At 51.7% G+C, this 19544-nt stretch carries 11 protein-coding genes; all 11 read right to left on the minus strand.

All coding sequences use genetic code 11. The annotated features are described in order from the left end of the window. Positions 1–50: 50 nt before the first annotated feature. Positions 51–6200: an S-layer homology domain-containing protein gene (locus H8S34_RS12700; RefSeq protein ID WP_186964169.1), complete on the minus strand. Its 6150-nt coding sequence runs from the start codon at positions 6198–6200 to the stop codon at positions 51–53. A gap of 225 nt (positions 6201–6425) precedes the next feature. Continuing rightward, positions 6426–6623, minus strand: a complete 198-nt coding sequence (locus H8S34_RS12705) for a polysaccharide deacetylase family protein (RefSeq protein ID WP_235964340.1) — start codon at positions 6621–6623, stop codon at positions 6426–6428. A 191-nt stretch (positions 6624–6814) separates the two neighbouring features. Further along, positions 6815–8452 (minus strand): alpha-glucosidase, encoded by a 1638-nt coding sequence (locus tag H8S34_RS12710; protein ID WP_186964170.1) that lies wholly within the window; start codon positions 8450–8452, stop codon positions 6815–6817. After that, positions 8449–8952, minus strand: a complete 504-nt coding sequence (locus tag H8S34_RS12715) for a hypothetical protein (RefSeq protein WP_186964171.1) — start codon at positions 8950–8952, stop codon at positions 8449–8451. Before H8S34_RS12715 ends, H8S34_RS12710 begins: the two co-directional genes overlap by 4 nt. Next, the gene (locus tag H8S34_RS12720; RefSeq protein WP_186964172.1) at positions 8946–11126 is read right to left on the minus strand and encodes a glycoside hydrolase family 2 protein; all 2181 of its coding nucleotides are present in this window, start codon (positions 11124–11126) and stop codon (positions 8946–8948) included. The genes H8S34_RS12715 and H8S34_RS12720 overlap by 7 nt, the downstream gene beginning before the upstream one ends. Before the next feature lie 11 nt (positions 11127–11137). Continuing rightward, positions 11138–11956 (minus strand): carbohydrate ABC transporter permease, encoded by an 819-nt coding sequence (locus H8S34_RS12725; RefSeq protein ID WP_180956771.1) that lies wholly within the window; start codon positions 11954–11956, stop codon positions 11138–11140. A 12-nt stretch (positions 11957–11968) separates the two neighbouring features. After that, on the minus strand, positions 11969–12865 hold the full coding sequence (locus tag H8S34_RS12730) for a carbohydrate ABC transporter permease (RefSeq protein ID WP_180956772.1): 897 nt from the start codon (positions 12863–12865) through the stop codon (positions 11969–11971). Between the two features lie 85 nt (positions 12866–12950). Next, positions 12951–14264: an ABC transporter substrate-binding protein gene (locus H8S34_RS12735; protein WP_180956773.1), complete on the minus strand. Its 1314-nt coding sequence runs from the start codon at positions 14262–14264 to the stop codon at positions 12951–12953. Positions 14265–14320: 56 nt separating this feature from the next. Beyond that, positions 14321–15328 (minus strand): LacI family DNA-binding transcriptional regulator, encoded by a 1008-nt coding sequence (locus H8S34_RS12740; protein WP_101692092.1) that lies wholly within the window; start codon positions 15326–15328, stop codon positions 14321–14323. Positions 15329–16099: 771 nt separating this feature from the next. After that, the gene (locus H8S34_RS12745) at positions 16100–17758 is read right to left on the minus strand and encodes a response regulator transcription factor (protein ID WP_186964173.1); all 1659 of its coding nucleotides are present in this window, start codon (positions 17756–17758) and stop codon (positions 16100–16102) included. Then, positions 17733–19541 (minus strand): sensor histidine kinase, encoded by a 1809-nt coding sequence (locus tag H8S34_RS12750; protein WP_186964174.1) that lies wholly within the window; start codon positions 19539–19541, stop codon positions 17733–17735. Before H8S34_RS12750 ends, H8S34_RS12745 begins: the two co-directional genes overlap by 26 nt. Positions 19542–19544: the final 3 nt, after the last annotated feature.

Here is a 19544-nt window from a genome sequence, read left to right on the forward strand (position 1 = left end):
GGCAGGCGGCGCCCTGTGTTATGGCTGTTTCCGAAAAATGGGGAGATACATCAACCCTTGAGCGCCTGGAAGCGGACCAGAATGGAGCACAGCTCCGCCCGGCTGGTAGCGCCCAGCGGCGCCAGAAGTCCGCCGGTCCGGCCCTGGATCAAGCCCTCGCCCACGGCCCACTCCATGGCCTCGCGGGCATAGGCGCCCACCTGTGCCTCATCGGCAAAGGCGGAGAGATCGCCCCGCTGGCTGGTATCCCGCTTCATGTACTGCTGATAGCGGTACAGCATGACCGCCAGCTGCTCCCGGGTCACCGGATCCTCGGGTCCGAAGCGCTCGGCGCTGTATCCGTAGACCACACCGTTGGCACTGGCCCAGCCCACCGCCTTGCGGTACCAGGCATCCCTCGGTACATCCAGGAAGGTGGGGAAACGGTTGTCCTGGGAACCGGACAGGCGGTAGAGGACCGTGGCCACCATGGCCCGGCTCACCGTCTCCTCCGGCGCGAACCGGTCAGCGGAGACACCCACCATCAGACCGCTCTTGAGGACGGCAGAGACATCGTCATAGTACCATGCCTTCTCGTCCAGATCGGTGAATACGCCGGGGCCCAGCGGGGTCTCGGGATCCTTGATGCTGGTGGTGCTGTCATCATCATCGTCGTCATCACCGCCGCTGGGCGCTGTGCAGACGATGTCGGCCCGGTCCCGGATGCGGATGCGCGGGAAGGGACCGTCCGGCGCGTTGAAGGTGTTGTCGTAGGACGCCAGACCTGTGGCCGAGATATTGCACCCCACACTCAGGTTCTGTACATCCTTATCCGTGGTGATATAGCCGTCGATGAACACCCGGCCGATGGTGCCGGCGCTGTCGCGGACCAGAATGGTCTGGATCAGCCCGTTGGCCTTCTCAAAGGAGACCACGGTGCCCTTCAGGGTCACCAGGCTGCCCAGGACGGAGCCGTCGTTGAGCTGCTTTGCCGTGATGGCCTTGGGGGCAGGTACAGTTTCCTCGCCGATCTTCTCAATGGTCTTCACCGCGATCTGACGCTCGCCCTGGTAGGAGGAGGTGGTGCCGGTGATGCGCACCTTGTCGCCGATCTTGAAGTTGCCGGCCACCGGGAAGGCGTTGATACCCGCCGTGCCGTCCTGGAGGTAGATGCAGTCAAAGAAAGCGGTATTCTTGTCATAGCCCGAGGCGTTGGAGGTCACCACACCCTCGATGGTGTACTTGACTCCCTCCAGCTCCTGCTTCTGGACCGTCTCAATGGGGGTGACCGTGATGGGATTGAGGTAGCCCACCAGATTCTCACAGATGTTGTAGTTGGAATAATTCTTCTCCGAGCCGGAGTCGCCCACCTGAGCCTGGACCTCGAAGTTGGACATGAACGCCGCACCCGAGACCACGATGAGGCCCTTTCCGGGCAGCTGCTCGGTGGCCAGCACCATCAGGCGGTCGTCGCCCTCGGCCACGGTGTACTGGGGCATGGAGTCGCCGCCCAGGCCGTCCTTGTCGCTGTCCTCCGAGTAGGTGGACGCGTGGCCGTAGACCACGGGGGAGACCGTCTCCGGCAGGACCGCGGTGGGCTCGCCCTCCTCGTCCACTACATAGATGGACGCGCCGCCATACTGGCTGAAGAGCTGGGAGTAGAGGTTGTTATTGGGATTCTCGGGGTCAAATTCCACACCCTTCATGAGGAAGTGGTCCCAGTTGTAGGTGGAGAAGTAGAGCCGCTGTGTCTGGCCGCCGTTGAGCTCCTGGTCGTTGGTGGCGTCATCCCCGATCCGCAGGGAGGACCCCAGCGCCGCCAGGACCTTGTTCTGCTGGGCCGCCATATGGTCCTCTGCGGGGAAGCTCTTGTAGCTCTCGTAGTAGTCCGACCAGCCCGCCAGCACCAGTGTGCCGCCGGCGCTGTTGAAGGTCTGGAGCGCCTGGATCTCCGCGTCGGTGTAGTTGTAGTAGGGTTCTCTCAGGGCGCTGCCGTCCCGGCGGGAGGGCGCGGTGAGGATGATGGCCTTGTACTTGCCCTCGGCATTTTCACAGGCCACGATCAGGTCCGCGCTGGTGTTGAGCTGCACCGTGCGCACTGAGTAGCCGGCGGCCAGGTTGCCGAAGTTGCCCATGGAGTCCTTGTAGTTGCCCGCCACATACTCGTTGGCATGGGAGGCGTCAATGCCGATGTACACCAGCTGGGAGGCATCCTGGATGTCCAGAGTGATGTCCATGGTATAGGTGTACTCGGTCCCGCCCTGCTCCAGCAGGGCAGTCACACGGATGGTAGTCTCCCGGGCGGTCTCAGGGGTATACTTCCAGTCCACCTTCAGCGTGGAGGAGGCCTTCAGAGTATCCAGTCCGGTCTGTGTGCCCAGAACCTCGGTGCCGCTGGTGTAGGTGATGGACTTGACCGTAGCATCGGTCTGCTCGCTGTTGAAGAGGGTGGTGCTGAGGGTCAGCTCCTCCCCGGTCACGGGGGTAGAGGTGCCGCACTCCACCGAGGAGATGCCCAGCTTCAGGGTCTCGCCCACCCACACGGGGGCGGTCACGGCGATGTCGCCGTCACCCTGGGTGACCCGGATAAAGTAGTAGCTGTAACTGGCCGGGATGGAGCAGCTCAGCTCTCCGGAGGCCAGCTGGGCGGGATCATCCCAAGTGTAGGCCACTGCGCCCGAGTTGACCACCACTTCCACCTTGGAGATGGAGTCGGAGGCGTCGGGATCGTAGAGCGTGACGTTGATGTCGGCCATCTCCGGGACGTCCTCGATGATGGTGCCCAGCATCTCGCCGTTAAGGGTATAGTTGATCTCCAGGTTCTTGTCCTCGGTGGCGTAGACCCGGTAGTTCCGGATCGCCTCATAGAGGCCCTCTTCCGAGAAGTCGTCGGTCAGGATTACGTCTCGGGCGTCGTTGGCGTTGCCCCACTTGCCCTTGTGGTTATCCTGGTTGTTGGTGGGGGCCACGTGCCAGCCCTTATCCAGCGCCATGATGTAGTACTCATAGCTGGGATAGTAGCCGCCCGCGCCGATGGCGCCCTCGCCGTTGCCCACTTCCACCAGGAATATCCGGCTGTCGATCAGAGCGTCATAGTAGGCGAAATCGGCAAAGGTACCGAAGGTAGAGCCAGGGTGGTTGAACTGGCTGATGGAGCCATTGCCCTCGGCCTGGCTGAGGAGGGCATAGTAGGCCTTCATGCCCGCGTCGGCCGTCTTATTGTTGAGAGTGGTGTTGTTGCGGGAGACGATACCGGGGGTATTGAAGGTGTTGATGTGGCCCGGGCCGCCCGACCAGGTCATCTCAAAGCCGGCGATGGCCACGATATCGGACTGGCTGGCGTTGAAGTCGGCCACGGTGTTCTTGTAGGAGGCCCAGGTCTCCTGGCTGTATGCTGTGGCCTGACTCATGTCATAGAGCGCCGCCTCGGGGTTGGCATCCCCGGACTTGTCAAAGTAGTTGGAGTGGTCCGTGAAGGACACAAAGTCCACATTGGCGCTCTCAGGCAGATTCTTCACATACTCCAGGGCGGACTCCAGCGAGCCGGAGCCATCAGAGTAGGTGGTGTGGGAGTGGAGCTGGCCAAAGTAGAGCTGATAATTGGCCTTGCCGATGGTAAAGCTCCAGGTCCGGTTCGTGCTCTTCCCATCCGCACGGGTGAGGGTGACGGCAACCGTGGTCCGTCCGTCCGGCAGATCGTCGGCGGGAAGATAGGTGGCCTTGCCGTTCTCCACGGTCGGGGTGACGGCAGTGCCGTTGATGGTCATGACGATTTCGGCGTTCTCCCCGGCGTTTGCAAAGGTGAACCCGATCTCCGGCCGCTTCTCCTCGCCGGTCTGGGTATTGGCGGCGGGGAATACGCCGGAGATGACCGGCTCATCCTTCACTGCAATCGAGAGGGCGCCGGAGAAGGCCACATCCTTGTTGTCGGTGCCCCGGACGGAGACCTCGATGGTCCCCTCTTTCAGCACGTCAGCAGGAATGACCAGAGAATAGGTGCCGTTCTCATAGGTAAGGTCGACAGCGGTCTCCCCGTACTGGGCGGAGATCTCCTTCACGCCGAACACGCTCTCTACGGTAAAGGAAACGGTGTAATCCTTCCCCACAAAGGCGTCGCCGCCGTCGGCAAAGCGGACCGCAGGCACATTGACTACGCCCTCTGTGACCTGCACGTCAGCGGACACTGGATAGAACTGGAAGGTATAAATATCCTTATCCGTGACGTTGTACATGCTGTAGGACTTATAGGTCCCGCCATAGTACTCCAGGAACTGGGCATATTTCCCGTTGAATTTGGCGGTGCGGCTCTCCAGGGTATAGCCGCCATTGTACTCCGCCAGTGTCCAGTCGGCATCCTCGGAAGGCTCCTTGGCATAGAAGGCATTGTTGCCTGTGCCGTTGGAGCAGAGGTAGCCGTCATACTCCGTTTTGAAGCGGTAATACGCGCCGTTCTGCTCTACGGTAAAGACCCGGGCGCCGTTTCCGATCTCGGTGATGGGGTCGGCGGCCACGGCCGAGGCGCTGGTGATGGAGGGGCTCTCCGCGTTGTCGTCCTGTCCGGCCAGCACGCCCTTGGCGCTCACATTGTAGAGTACTACCGTGTCGCCGTCCTGGGGCAGTCCCTCGCCCGGCTCAGGCCCGGGAATATCGGTTACCTTGTAGAAGGCCAAGGCAAAGAGAGACTCCTGACCTGCTCCAATTTTGTAATAGGAACTCCAGTTGTTCTTCTCCGCGTACCACTCCATATAGGCGCCGCGGACGGTGTTCTTGATGTAATAGAGGCCGTCACCCGCCTCCTCCAGCGTCCACTTGTCGTTCTTCTCCCCCAGGGGCATGCTGGAGAATTGATCTCCCATACCGATGTTCTTGCCGTCATAGGAGAAGGACCAGGTGCCGTCGCCGTTATCGGCCACCGTCCACACGTCGGCCTCGGTGAAACCCCGGAGAATGCCGTCGGCCATGTTCACATCGGTACCGTTGTTATAGTATCCATTGTAAGTGCCCGAGAGAGCTTTCGAATACTTAGGGTTATAAATCACAACTTGATCGCCATCTGCAATCGGTCCGGCGGGGGTACCGCCCAGAACAATCTCATCGGCGATTGTGTTGCGCAGCTGGAGGGTATCCTTAAATGCGCTCACCGCGGCGGTGATGGTGATCACATCGCCCACCTTCACGGGCCATTCACCCTCTACCTTTTCACCGATCACAGCCTTGTAGAGCTGAATGGAATCGGTGCCGTCGGTGACAGTGATATTGGGGTTGGAATACTGACCATTGTTGTCAAAAATCTCCGTGACCGTCACGTTCTGAAGGGTCACATAGGTGCAGATATCGGTGGCAGCCAGTTCTCCGATGGTCTTGACCACAGGAGCCAGTGTCAACCCAGAGGATTTTTCATAGGTGCAGCCGTCCAGCTGAGGCAGGCCGTTATATTCCTTCCTCTGTCCGGTGGCAATGACCGTGTCGCCCAGGGCGATGTCCTCGAAGTTATTGCTCATACGGGCACAGATCGCGCCCGTATCGTCCTGGAGATAGACGTTCTTTCCGTCCAGCAGGGTGACCACACCCTTGACGGTCAGATCCGCAGTGTCTAACCCGGCGGCCAGAGCCTCCGCGATGGAGATGGTCTCGGGCTCCTCCGGATCGGGGGGCGTCACTTCTCCGCCACCCTCGCCCTCCAGCTTGTAGAGGGTAAAGTCACAGGGATAGCCATTGGGATTATCGGCGATGGTCGCATTTTTGTAGGCCCGGAACTTGCTTCCAGCACTCTTGTTGCTGGCCAGCGTCACAGTGTCCTCGCCCACCCCGGCAAAGCGGAAGGTACCATCCGCAAAGGTGAAGGCCCATGTGTAGTCTCCGGACGAAATGCCGTTTTCGTTCCCGCCTTTGGGTGCCACCGTCACACCATTGTTGTCGGTAAGCACCGCGCCGTCCTCCGTCACGGAGATATTCCATCTCAAATCCACGGCGGGATCAAGGATCGTTTCCTCTGTATTGGTCTGCTCCACAGCGCTCAGCCAGGAGCCATCCAGGGCCCCTACGGCATAGCCGCTGTCTAGGACCATAAGGTACGTTCCGGTGGTGAATGCTTCTTCTGTGTCGATCTTCTGGTATGTCTCTGCTTCCCCGGCGGCAAGGGCCGCGGTGGGCAGCAGGGTCAGGAGCATGGCCAGCGCGGCCAAACTTGACAGGACCCGACGGAATCGCTTTTTCCGCATTGTTTTTTCATCCTTCCTAACATACAGGGCCGCACGGGGCGGCCGGTCCAAACCTTCTGCTCGACCGTTCTGCCTTCTCCTCCTTTCTTCCTGATATCTATGGCGTCACATGTTCATTTTACCAAATTATCCGGTAAAGCACAACGACACTTTTGTAAGTTTTGTTTTCTTTTTGTTTTGACTCTGTAACTTTTTTAAGATATTCTTCCGCATCCACTCTGTCTGCTACCCCTCAGAAGTGCAAGGCAGCTGCCGCCCGGTGTGATCGATGGTATACTCCCCGCTCAGAATCAGTTGAGAGATGGGCACGAAGGTATATCCCTTTTGCAGCAGCGTTTCCAGAATGGCCGGCAGAGCCTCCGGCGTATGGAGCGCGGCATTGTGAAAGAGAACGATCGAGCCCGGCTGGACTTTCTCTGTCACCCTCTTGGTAATCTCCGACGCGGGTATCTCCTTCCAGTCCAGACTGTCCCCATCCGTTACCCCTTCAAGCCTTTCTCCCGCAAGAATTTGTACCACTTATTTTTTGTTGTTTTCCAAAAGGAACACCCCTCATGGGCCTGTCGTCCGACACATAGTCGGTCTGCATCAGGCCCATGAGGGGCGTACATATACTATTCTTCTCGTTCACACCATATCAACGACTCATAGGGCCTCAGCTCTAAGCTTCCATGCAACTCACCCATGCGTCCATAGTTAGACAATCGAATCTTTCCTTGCAATTCCAACGCATTTACCTGACGTGTCTGCGTCGAAAAATTATGCACCGCTCCCCAAATACTGCCGTTCCATTGGCGCCGATAGGCAATGAGATCTGTCTCTTCTACCAAAAATGGAGCATAGTCTCCAAATATGAGCGCTTCGTTTTCTCTACGTAGCCGGATTACTTGTCGATAAAAAGATAGAATAGAGTCTGGCCGGTTCTTTTGCTCGCTCACATTAATCTTTGGATAGTTTGGATTGAGCCGAAGCCATGGTGTTCCGGATGTAAAGCCCGCATATTCTGTCCCATCCCACTGCATCGGAGAACGAGCGTTGTCTCTGCTGACTGCCTGGGATAACTTCAATGCCTCTGTCTTTGACATACCATCCAACAGACAATTTTCATAAAAATTGCGTGTATCAATGTCATCGTAGGCTTTAATATCAGGGAGCATAATATTGGTCATCCCTATTTCTTCTCCCTGGTAGATAAATGGCGTACCCGGGAGTGTATGGAGGAGAGCTGCCAGCAATTTTGCGGATTCCTCCCAATACTCCCCGTCATTCCCATACAATGAAACCTGTCGAGGCTTATCATGGTTGCTCAGGAAACGTGCCCACCACCCTTCCTCTTTTAATACCTTGTAAGACGCAGCCAGTTCTTCTTTCATCTGCTCCGGCGACCAGTGTGTAAGCTCATGAAAAGGTGTGACAAAGGGAATCGCCATATCAAACTCTCCCCTTTGACGGGCAGTATAGTTCCAAAGATCATCAGGAGTATAGCAGGTAACCTCTCCTACCGTCATCAGATGTTTTGACTTACATGTCTCATGAATCATTTCTTGAATATAGCGGTGGGTCCCGGGTAGATTTGCACAGGCTGAGGTACCATAGCGGTCATCCTCGGGCTTCAGATTTTCCAGCCCCTTATCAAGATAGCTGATCGCATCTACCCGGAATCCATCCACGCCTTTTTGGGTCCACCAACGAATGGTATCATAGACCTCCGCTCGCACTTTGGGATTTGCCCAATTCAGATCCGGCTGCTCTTTAGCAAAGAGGTGCAGGTAATACTGTCCCCGCTCAGGAACATATTCCCACGCGCTGCCGCCAAATACCGCTCTCCACTGATTGGGAGGGCCATCGGGTCCCGGGTCTCTCCATATATAGTAGTCACTGTATGACCCTTCTCTGGATTGTTTTGATGCCTGAAACCAGCGGTGCTGGTCTGAAGTGTGGTTGAGGACCAAATCCATGATAATAGCAATACCGCGATGATGGGCCTCTTCCAAAAGATCGTCCCAATCCTTCATAGTGCCAAATTCCGGCATAATTTGACGGTAATCCGAGATATCATACCCATTATCCACATTGGGAGAAGCATATACCGGCGAAAGCCAGATCGCATTAATTCCCAAATCTTCAAGGTAGTCCAGCCGTGACAGAATCCCTTTTAGATCCCCTATACCATCTCCGTTAGAGTCCTGAAAACTGCGCGGATAAATCTGGTAAATTGTAAGGCGCTTATACCACTCCTGTTCATGTATCACGCCTGCACCCCTCCTAGTCTCAGCTCAATGGGCCCATGTTCCACAGTCCGCCAATACAGTTCCTCGTCCCTTACCCGGTAGGCAAAGAGATAGAACGTATCCTCTACAAGCGGCATACAACCTGCATGCCAAATGTACTCATCCAGCACCACGGTATCTCCCGGACGAAGGATGACCGCCCGGACATCTCCCACCCGCGGATGTTCCATCCGATCATTCCGATCCCGCGGCAGACACAGAGGCAATACCACCGGCTGGTCCCCGCAGATCACAAGCTCCTTTGATTCCCGGTGCTGTTCCATTTTAGGAATCGAGAGGACTGCGCGAGAACGTGCCTGTTCAATACCAAAGCGCATTTCGCCCATGGGAAAAGTATATTCTGCCGGCCAGCATTGGGAGTAGCCGGTATCCAATCCGCATGGATGATTTCCCGGTCGGGACAGGTAGCGGCCATAGGGTGTAAAATCAAATTTTGAAATCTCTTCTGGTGTAATCAGCACGTTCTTGCACGCTCCTTTACAGCCTCATCAAAATAGTAGGTCCGCATTCCAAGCTCGTTGTCAATGCTCTGACCTGCCATTCCCGGGAATTCATAAAACACATCCCGATAAGTCCGTTCTGCCAAAGACGTACCGTCTTCTCCAGCAAAATATAGACGCAGTTCCAGTCGCTCCTGTGGGTCAAATACCCATTGTACTTCCCCCACCACAGCGGAGGTATCTGCTCCCACCGCAGTTTTCATCGCGCCGCTACAAATGGCCATTCCATCTTTGCAAAGACTGTAAGAGACCGTTCCCTGGAAGGACCGAAGCAGATCGTTTACCAGCAAAATACGGAAGCCCTCCTCTGTTTGCCTAGCCAGCAACGACAGCGGCTGAAATGCCTCTAGCATGGCATAGTAGCCTCGCTTCGGCACTCCGTGAAAATCCAGAACGCCGTAAAAGCTCTGTGGGCAAAGGTCAATAAACATAAACTGAATGCATCCGGAGCACGGAGTATATTTCTGGGCGCGGTAGTGGTCAATATAATAGCTCAATAACCGATACTGGTATTCCTGGTAGCCGGCGAGCTCTCCCAGCACAGGATGCAGCGCCTCAAATATACGCCGATCCCGGAATAGTCCTGGAATATTTCCCGGCACATCCATACCAAATTCTGTGTTTAGCTTTTCTGTCTGTCCCTGAATTTGAGGATAGGCCGTACCCACAGCAAGAGATCCAGTGTAGGTATGGCTGTCCCCACTCTCCAGATCATCCTCCTCCCGAGAGGCTCGGATATAAGGCCGCTCTGGGTCTATATGCTTCAATTCATTCATCAACTTTACACAGAGTGTATCCAGCATGATCTGATCTTCCGGTGTCTGCTCCAGAAGCCCATGCGTAAAGATTTTCCATAGGTCAGGCTCGTTAAGTGCCACCCAACAGAGGATCGAAGGATGATCCTTTTTGGTACGCACCATTGCACCAAATATAGCTGCCGCCCGCTCCATCCATTTTTCATCGGTAGGGTGGTCCCAGTTAAAATCGGAATCCTGAATGACCAGAAGACCCAGCGAATCACAGATTTCATAGAAGGCTTCTTTTTCCACATGGACATGGACGCGGACACAGTTGCATCCCAGATCCCGGATCATCCTTAAATCGCGATAATAGCGGTCAAAGTCCAGCTCTGAGAGATACACATCTCCAAAATAGGATGTTCCCCTCAAGAAAATGGCCTGTCCGTTGATAAAAAACCGGGTCATTTCATGTGTCCGCTCCAGACGCACTTCCCGTACGCCGATCCTCTTTTCCAATCCATCCAGTCTTTCTGTACCATTCATCAGAGTAAGGCGCACCGTATAGAGGTAGGGTTCTCCTCTTTCCCAAGGCTGCCACAGTGTTGGCTGATCCAGCCGGAAACGAAGGCACACTGCGCCGCCGGATACTGTGCTCTGTTCGGCCCTGGCTACCTCCATGCCCATCTGGTCCAAGATCCGCCCCTGGACCAAAGTACTGTTCCCGCTGCCCAGGACCTGGGCAGAAACGGCAACTTCCGCCCATCCCTCGTCCGGATGATACTGCACATCTGCGTTCCAGTCCTGCGCAAAGGCAAAGCGTTTGGAAATATACAGTTCCACATCGCCCATGATCCCTACCGGGTTTACATCTCGCTGGATAAATCCATCGGCGTGCTCATAGGTACCCTTTACCATCTCCCGCTTCACAGAAAAACAGCGCATTGATTCTGCGCGGGGCAGGATTTCATGGTCCCATGGTGCCCAGACTTTTACCCAGAGAAGATTATCTTTCTCTTGTAAAAGATGTGTCACATCAAATTCAAATGGTTCAAAATATCCCTCGTGCTCCCCCACCAGAACACCATTGAGATAAACCTTACAATAATAGTCTACCGATTGGAAGCGCAGCAGAGCCACTATATCCTCCTGCTGGTCCGCATCAAAATGGCAGACATACCACCAAGGCGCCTGATTAAAATAGCGTAGTTCCCGCCCATAATAAGGTCTATCACTTAATACAACTTGGAGTGCGCCCAAACGGGGCAGCCTTTCCGGACTGGAAACCAAGTGGGCGCATTCATCGAAGCGAAATTCCTTTTCATAAATGTGAAGCGCCTCTCCCAAATTATGAATATCTTGTAGCACAGACCACTGGTTCAATCGTTGTCTCATCATACTTGCTCCCTCTAACCTTTTAAAGCGCCTTCTGCCATTCCCGCAACAATATATTTCTGCGCCGCAATAAAGATAATGGTCAGGGGCACAATGGAAATCAAGATTCCTGCCGTCATTCGTTCATAGTGCTGGGCATACTCCTCTGTGAAGCGAAGGATGCCTGCCGTGACGGGCAACATCTCATCTTTCGTCACATAGATAATGGAAAGGACCAGATCGTTCCACACATTCAAATAGTTCATCACCAATGCGATAATGAGCACCGGCAATGACATAGGTAATATGATACGGAAAAAAATCTGCCATGTGGGGCAACCATCTACCATGGCAGCCTCTTCAATCTCTCGACTGATTCCCAAAAAATGTCCCCGGGTTAAAAAGAATGTAAAAGAAATATTCAAAGCCACATAAAGTAAAATCAGTCCCACGCGGCTATTGAGCAAATTCAGTGATTTGAGAACCATATAGTTGGGAAGCAATGTCACATGCGCTGGAAGCAGCATTCCCAGCATAAGCAAACCAACCAGTACATTTTTACCCCGAAACTCAAACCGAGACAACGCATAGGCCGCCATAGAAGACAACAACACAATGATTGGTACAGAAATACTTACATAAATAAGGCTGTTTCCAAAATAGGACCGTATTTTTTTCCAGGCAATGGCAAAGTTATCCAAGGTCGGTTCTTGTGGAAGCGCAAACATCCCGTTCATGAAAAATTCATTGGGCGATTTGAGTGCACTGTTTACCAGATACAAAATAGGCATCAGCCAAATCAGAATCAGCGCAGTCAGGCTGACATAGGTCGCAATCTTTTTTGCACGTTTCATCCCCATGCCTCCTCAGTTCTTTTCCATACGGACAAGCTTGTTGATAACCAAAGAGCCAGCTACCAGAATGGCAGAGAGCACAATGCACATAGCGCTTCCTGAGCCGTAGTCATTATAGCGGAAAATCGTGTAGTACGACCATGTGGCCATCACATTGGTCATTCGGGCCGGACCGCCGGCTGTCATAACATAAATGAGGTCAAATACCTTAAACGAGTTGATTAGTGTGAAGGTCAAAACAATATTGATCGTGTTCTTCATTTGAGGCAGAATTACCTTCGTCAAACGCTGCCACCCGTTGGCACCGTCCAGAAGGGCAGCTTCCAGTGTCGTCTCCGGAACAGATTTGATTCCAGCCATGAAGAGGATCATACAGAGTCCGGAATACGCCCAGGAGCCTGCAATGATTAGGAAATAGATCGTATATTCCGGTGGATCCTGCCAATTAATCGATACCGTGTTATTGGTGGCCGCTTTCAGCATTCCGTTAATTAGGCCAAAATTGGGATCATACATCCAACGCCAGATCAAACCAATTGTACTAATAGAAAGAACAGAGGGGAAAAAAATACAACTGCGGAAAAAGCCAAATCCCCGCTTTTTACTATTAAGCAACACCGCCAGAGCCATCCCCAGACAGATAGGAATAATTTCTGACAGAACCGCCCATATAACATTGTTTTTTACTGCTGTACGAAATACCGGATCAGATTGAAAAAGATTTAAATAGTTATCCAACCCCACAAAGGTACGCTCATTTGTCAGTCCGTCCCACTGAAAGAGACTGATAAACAGAGAATACAGCGTGGGAAAAATCATAAACACCAAATAGATGGCCATTGGTACGATTAAAAAAAGGTAGGGCGTCCACTGCACCCGCCTTTTTTGAGGCGCAACTTTTGTATGCATACTTTGATACCCCTTTCCCGCTGCTCCGTGCTTCTGTCGCGGGCCGACAGAAGGGCAATCCTTTCCGTCGGCCCGCTTTGGCTTATCAACTCTGATAGAATTCGATCTCCTGCGCAGTTTCATCTAACATTTTAGCGCCCTCTTCCGGAGTAATCTCCTCCAGGATCACCTTATCCAACACTTCATAAAGCATATCTGTCAGCTTGGGCGGCCAGCACATCTCATTGGTAGCCATATAAGAACCATCCGGGTTTGCCGCATCCTCTACCAGAGCAGTGCGCAGAGAGTCCAACTTCGAGAGATCAAATGCATCATCCCGGATACCAACAATAGAGCCTCGCTCTTCAAAATCAACCTGGTAGGGTTCCAATGAGGCACATATCTCTAAAAAGTCGTAGGCCAGATCCTTGTTCGGGGAATCCGCATTCACATAGATGCCGTAAGTAAAGCGATTCGAACGGGACTGTTCCAATCCACTGGGGAATCGGAAGTATCCCCAGTCATCCACATTCTGACCTTGACTTTCAAAGGTATCTGCCTCCCAGGTAGCACTATACTCCATGGCTGCGTCACCAGGATAGAGGAGCAGACGACATTCATTCTCCTCCGCAGAGAAGTGTCCCTCTTGGAAATACTGGGAAAGTTCCTTTAGATCCGCAAGCGACTGGACCACTTCCGGACAGTCCAGGCTAGCCCGTCCATAACAGAGATCGTCATGTAGCTCAATCCCACAGTTCTTCTCCAGCAGACCGTCAAACCAGCGGTTTGTTGCTGCCGGAACTTTACCCGGATTTGCTATGGGAACGATACCATTTTTCTGTAAAGTATCGCATACCTGAAGAAACTCCTCATAATTAGTAGGAACTTCCAGGCCATACTGTGCAAAAACATCCTTTCGGTAGAAAATTCCCATTACTGTACGGCGGATCGGAAGTGCGTAGAGGCTTCCGTCAAAAATATTTTCCTGATCTGCCAAAAGAGCAGGGTCAATATTTTCGCGCCAGCCATTTTCATCAAAGAGACTGGTGAGATCCTCTAACTTCCCACCCTCGATAAAAGGTTCTACCAGAGATCCGACACTGTATCCAAACATATCTGGTGCTGCATCCGAACTGAAAGCAATGTTCAGCGCATCAATCTCCTGTTCTGGGCGTCCTTTGGAACCCAAAACAAATTCCACATCCGGATGCTGCTCCTCAAAGAGTTCAATCGCCCTCCGGTAAAAGGCGTTCGTCTCCAAATCGGTATAGTACGAGGATTCCCAAAAAACTAGCTGCCGACCTGTCTCTCCACCAGAGTCCGTAGGTTCATTGACGGATCCCCCTCCGCAACCAGCCAATACGGTTCCCATCAGTACCAATGCAGTAAGTGTTTTAACTGTCTTTGCCCGTTTTTTCATTTGATTTTCCTCCATTTCTTTATTGTTTCTTCCATATACGGAAGAGGGATATAAAATTAGGAAGATTTTTGACTGGAACGTCGGTGAAGCAATTGATGATTTAGCTGAATACGGGTGGTCTGACCATGTTCTACCGTGTCGATCAGCATTTTCCCGGCCAAATTTCCCATTCTGATGTAATCCAAATTAATACAGGAAATACCCACCGCCTCATTGACTGGTCCATTTTCCAGCGAAAAAAGTGCCATATCCTCTGGAATTCGAATCTTCTCCTCTTGGCAGAAGCGGAGGAGATGACAACAGATAATATCATCACTAGCAATGATAGCATCCGGCATCGTATGGGTGTGCTGATAACGGCGCAATGCAGAGTAAATCGCCTGCTCTTCTTCCATCCCATCCAGAAGATATTTTTCCAGAACTGGCATACCCCGTCTTTCAAGGCCGGTCCGATAACCTTCTATATAACTTCTGGTGGTGGAAAGCCCCGTATCGCTGGCAAAAAAGGCAATACGCGTCCTGTTTTGCTCCAATAAAGAGTCAACAATCTCAACCATGGCCGCTTGATAGTCGTATGTAACTTGGTTGATTCCAGTAAACCCTTCACAAGCACCAATCACAGAAAAGGGAACATGATTTTCCAATAAGTAATGGAGGCTTGGATCATCCGGAATTGTATAGAGCAAAATTACACCACAGACATGATAGGTGCGTACAAACTTTTGAATGGTATCCAACTCGACTCCGCTACCAGAAGAGGTAATAATATCATAGTCATATGTTTTCAAAACCTGAGTCAGTCCCGTAAATGCATCGCGAAATAGCTCATTGCGATAGAATGAACGACATTGAAAGGGCGTAATCAGTCCGACCAGTTTGCTCTTGCTCTTTACCAAGGTGCGGGCAACCTCACTTGGAAAATATCCACTTTCTTCAATTACTTTTAATACCGCTTCTTTTGTCTCAGGCTTTACTCTTGGTTCATTATTTAAAACACGGGATACTGTCGACTTTGATACCCCTGCCATACGTGCAATATCGATAATTGTCAGATTTTCATTCATCCTGCATCCCCGCTTTATCTATTATCTATTTGTGGGAACGTTTTCATTTATCTCTACATTTATGATACTTCTGTTTGTTTATATTGTCAATCCTATTCCAAAATAATTTTAACGACATGTGCACTTTATATAGTAACATTAATTTTTCTTAACTTTACCTCTTTTATACTAATCCAAAAAATATCCCTCTTTTTCTGTTAAAACTTTACTTTGTTCTCTTTTTATCATTTTTTTAGTCCATTATATAAGGTCAAATTAAAAAATAAAGCGGTGTATTTTATATTTATTTAATCTCTACCTCTTTTTCACTTTAATTTGCAAATTTATTTGAATTTTTTAGATAGTCTATACCCATTTTCTTTTTAGCTAAAAAATAGATTACTATATTCTTATCGTAATCTTGGTCTCTCATTTGTTAGAGACTATAAGCGAGTGCTCTTTGAATATACTCCAAAATTCAAAATGTTTTCTGTAAAGTCTATCTACATACTGCTCCCAGTATTTACATACTAGTTGCCCAGTCAATAATCCAATTCCTGCCCATTCAACTCCGGGTATGGTAACAGACATGCTCGGCAGCGCCTCTGAAACGATACTATATAAAGAGTGAATCGCCCAGTTAGATGAACATCATATTAAGGCAGGACGAGAAAGGGCCTGCTGCCCGTACTTTACAGACAACAAGCCCTTTGAATTGCTTAAATAATTTTTGAGGACACTTCAAGCGTCATTTAAAACAAATAATTATTCTCCTGATCTACAGCCGGTATTCTAAAAAGACCCGGCACCCAGATTTCCTTCATCAGAACCGAATCTAGGCTTCTCCAGACGGCTCGCCAAAAATTTAGAAGGTGTAACGCCATAATATTTCTTAAAGCAACGGCTGAAATAATATGGGTCGGTGTACCCAACCTGCTCAGAGACTGCCGTCAGACTGAGATCATGCTCCTGATGGAGCAGCTCAGCCGCCCTGCGCATCCGACAGATGGTGATATATTCAATAATGGAATTTCCTGTCTCCTTTTTGAACAGAGAACTCACGTAGGCCGGGGTGGCAAATACGGTAGCCGCAATCTCTTTTAAGGAAATATCTTCGGAGGCATAGTGTTCCTCAATATAAGCTTTGGCCAGATATACAATTTTTGAAATCTGGCAGGAGGTCTGAATCTTCTCTGTTAAACGGCAGTAATAATCCACCAAAACATGCTCGATTTCTGTACAGGTATCACTCTGATCAATCCGTTTGGAAATCAACGTACCGTCCGAAGACAGCAATTCCGTCGGGAACTGATAGCGCGAAACCAGGGAATGGAGCACGGTAATCAGTCCCAGCGCCGTCATCTTCACCACTTCCGCCCGGACCCGCTGCTGCCGCATCTTTTCAAAGAGATTTTGGATGAGGTGAAGTCCCCCCTCCCACTCTCCCGCATCCATACGAATCTGCAATTCTTCCAGATCAATGCCGGAGAAGTAGGTTGCCTGACCATCTGATATAGTACATTCGGCCGCAAAAAAGAGCTTTTCCTGGTTTTCGTAAAATTTTTGACTCAGCGCCTCCATCGCTTCATGTACCGCGGAGGCCGCCTGCCCGTACCCCTCAAACACATTGCTCACACCGGCAGACAGAACCACCTGGAAGTGCTTTTCCATGGTCTGTGTCAGCTCGATCCATGCCTCCTTCAGATCGGCCCGTATCTGCTCTTCTTTTCCCATTACATTGTACAGAACGATCGCACAGTTATCGATCTCAGAAAGCCCCTCTACTCCGGTGATGTGTTCTTTTTTCCGTAAAAGCTCACAGAGGACATTCAGTACGGCATAGACATAGATCCCATCTCCAGACTCCTGATGGCATGGTTCCAGCTCCACCACCATCGCCATGAGTTCTTTGGGACACAAGGCGATCTCCAAACGCTCCAACTCGGCAGCAATCTGCACCTCTGACTTCCGAATGCGGCCGAATGCCAACTGATGCAGAAAATGATTTTTCATCAGCCGCTTTCCGTAATCTCCCTGCCGTTCATTTTGGATTGCCTGATCATGGAGATGACGGTCCTGCCGGATCTCTTCCTGCAGCCGCAGAAGGGCCCGCTCCAACTCAGGCGCTGAAATCGGCTTAAGAAGATAGTCTGATACACGGCACTGCACCGCCTGTTTCGCATACTCAAACTCCCGGTACCCGGTCAACAGGATCACTTTTGTTCGATACTGCTCTTCCATGATCCTATGCGCAAGTTCCAGACCATTCAAAAAGGGAATATTGATATCTACCAGCGCAATATCAGGCTGGCAAGTCTTGATAAATGTGAGCGCCTCCTCCCCGTCACCGGCCTCTCCAATTACCTCCATTTCGATTTTTTCCCAAGAGACGGAGTTGCGAATCAGACTACGGATCAGATATTCGTCATCTACAATTAAAACTGAAGTCATCCTGAGCCTCCTCATAGGGCTTCCGGGGCAGACAGATCTCGACACAGGTTCCCACATCTCTCTCCGAATGGACACGCAGCCCATAATCCGGACCGAAATAGAGTTTTATGCGCTGATCTGCATTGAACATACCAAATCCCTTTCGATGAAAAATAAGATCTCCCTTTTCTCCGGACTGCGTCAACCGATCCGATTCCTGTGGAAATCCTTTTCCGTTGTCTTCCACCGCGAGAATAACCTGTTCTTCCTCCAACCGACCGGTGATCCGGATATGCCCCATCCTGCGTACATTTCGGATTCCATGGTAAATCGCATTTTCCACCAGAGGCTGGATGGTCAGTTTGACGATCTGGATCTGTTCCAATTCTGGAGGAATATCGATCTGATAGTCAAAGCGATCCCGATAGCGCTGCGACTGTACTCTAAGATAGCTGTCAATGATGTCTATTTCTTCCCGCAGGCGAATGATGCTGCGCCCATCACTGAGCACACTGCGATAAAATTCGCCCAGTGCATGCGCCATCCCATAGGCTCCCTCCATATCACCGATCTGGGCCAGTGCACTCAGATTGTCCAGCGAATTATAGAGGAAGTGGGGTGTGATCTGTGTCTGGAGGGAGCGGAGCTCCAGCGTTCTCTTTTGCCGCTCCGCCTCTGCCACTTCCTGCATCAGTGCTTCAATCCGGTCGAGCATGTTGTCGATGCTGCCCGCCAGGATCCCGATTTCACTTCGGTCCGAATTCTGTATGCGGAGAGAGAGATTACCCGACCGAATGCGCTCCACCTGCCTCGTCAGTTCCACAATAGGCCGCGAGACCGCACGTCCCATGAAGAAGAAAAACACCAGTTCTGCGGCAACACAGAGCAAACCAAGGGACAGAATGGTCATCTGCAAGAGCCGGATATCCTGCAAAAGGCTGGAGTATGGGGCAATACTGACTGCATAGAGCCCATACTCCGGCAGCGGAAGACTCTGTACGCAGTAGGCCTCATTCTGGAACCAATAGCGCCCCTCCCCCTCACCTGTGTCCAGATAGGTCTCGAAGCTGTCCCTTCCCACCCGCAGAATCGAGGGGGTAGTCTCCTTGGGCAGCAGCAAATTTCCGCTCATCGTGAAGATATACAGCTCTGACGAGAGGTTAAAACCAACATAGTTATAAATATCAGCGAGAGCGGCACCATCCAGTACCGCTCTCGTCACCCCGATTGGCATTCCGGTCTCCCGAGAGACAACCGCCCGGTAAACTGATATTCCATCTGTCCGGCTATTCCGGGCATCGCTGTCATCCCGCCAAAGGTTATCCGCTGGACTGGCACAGACTTCTGCCTGGACCTCCGGTTTTAATCCGCCGTCCGGCTCCTCCGTGGTGCGCGTGGCCGCCAGGCACACGCCATCCAAGGTATAGAGCTCGACTCGTTCCAGACAGGCAAGACTCTGAATATCCGCGAGAAGGCCATCCACAGACCAGACCGTACCGCTGTCCTGCGTACCATTCTGGTCCTCCAGCATCTGCCGCAAGCTGATACTGGTATCAAGATGGCTGAGTCGCCCTGCAATCTCTGTATTCAGATGTTGAAAATACAGCTGGATGCGGGTCAGATTCTCCTCCGCATTCCTTGTAGCACGTTCAACGGTAGTACGGGCTGCCACAGAGCTATAAAAGCTCAGAAAAATCAGGCAGAGCAGAACGGTAAGCGCCGTGCCAAACAGCTGGATTTTAGGACGAATCTTCAGATTTTGAAAAAAATGCTGTGCGCTTTTCCAACCAGTTTGAAGCAACATATC

It is taken from the genome of Pseudoflavonifractor hominis, from assembly GCF_014288125.1.
Taxonomy (GTDB): Bacteria; Bacillota; Clostridia; order Oscillospirales; family Oscillospiraceae; genus Pseudoflavonifractor_A; species Pseudoflavonifractor_A gallinarum.

Excerpts from the sequence above, each read along its gene's own strand:
- H8S34_RS12745 (WP_186964173.1), bottom strand. The coding sequence starts at position 17,758 with ATGACTTCAGTTTTAATTGTAGATGACGAATATCTGATCCGTAGTCTG.
- H8S34_RS12720 (WP_186964172.1), bottom strand. The coding sequence starts at position 11,126 with ATGATGAGACAACGATTGAACCAGTGGTCTGTGCTACAAGATATTCAT.
- H8S34_RS12725 (WP_180956771.1), bottom strand. The coding sequence starts at position 11,956 with ATGAAACGTGCAAAAAAGATTGCGACCTATGTCAGCCTGACTGCGCTG.
- H8S34_RS12735 (WP_180956773.1), bottom strand. The coding sequence starts at position 14,264 with ATGAAAAAACGGGCAAAGACAGTTAAAACACTTACTGCATTGGTACTG.
- H8S34_RS12730 (WP_180956772.1), bottom strand. The coding sequence starts at position 12,865 with ATGCATACAAAAGTTGCGCCTCAAAAAAGGCGGGTGCAGTGGACGCCC.
- H8S34_RS12750 (WP_186964174.1), bottom strand. The coding sequence starts at position 19,541 with ATGTTGCTTCAAACTGGTTGGAAAAGCGCACAGCATTTTTTTCAAAAT.
- H8S34_RS12740 (WP_101692092.1), bottom strand. The coding sequence starts at position 15,328 with ATGAATGAAAATCTGACAATTATCGATATTGCACGTATGGCAGGGGTA.
- H8S34_RS12700 (WP_186964169.1), bottom strand. The coding sequence starts at position 6,200 with ATGCGGAAAAAGCGATTCCGTCGGGTCCTGTCAAGTTTGGCCGCGCTG.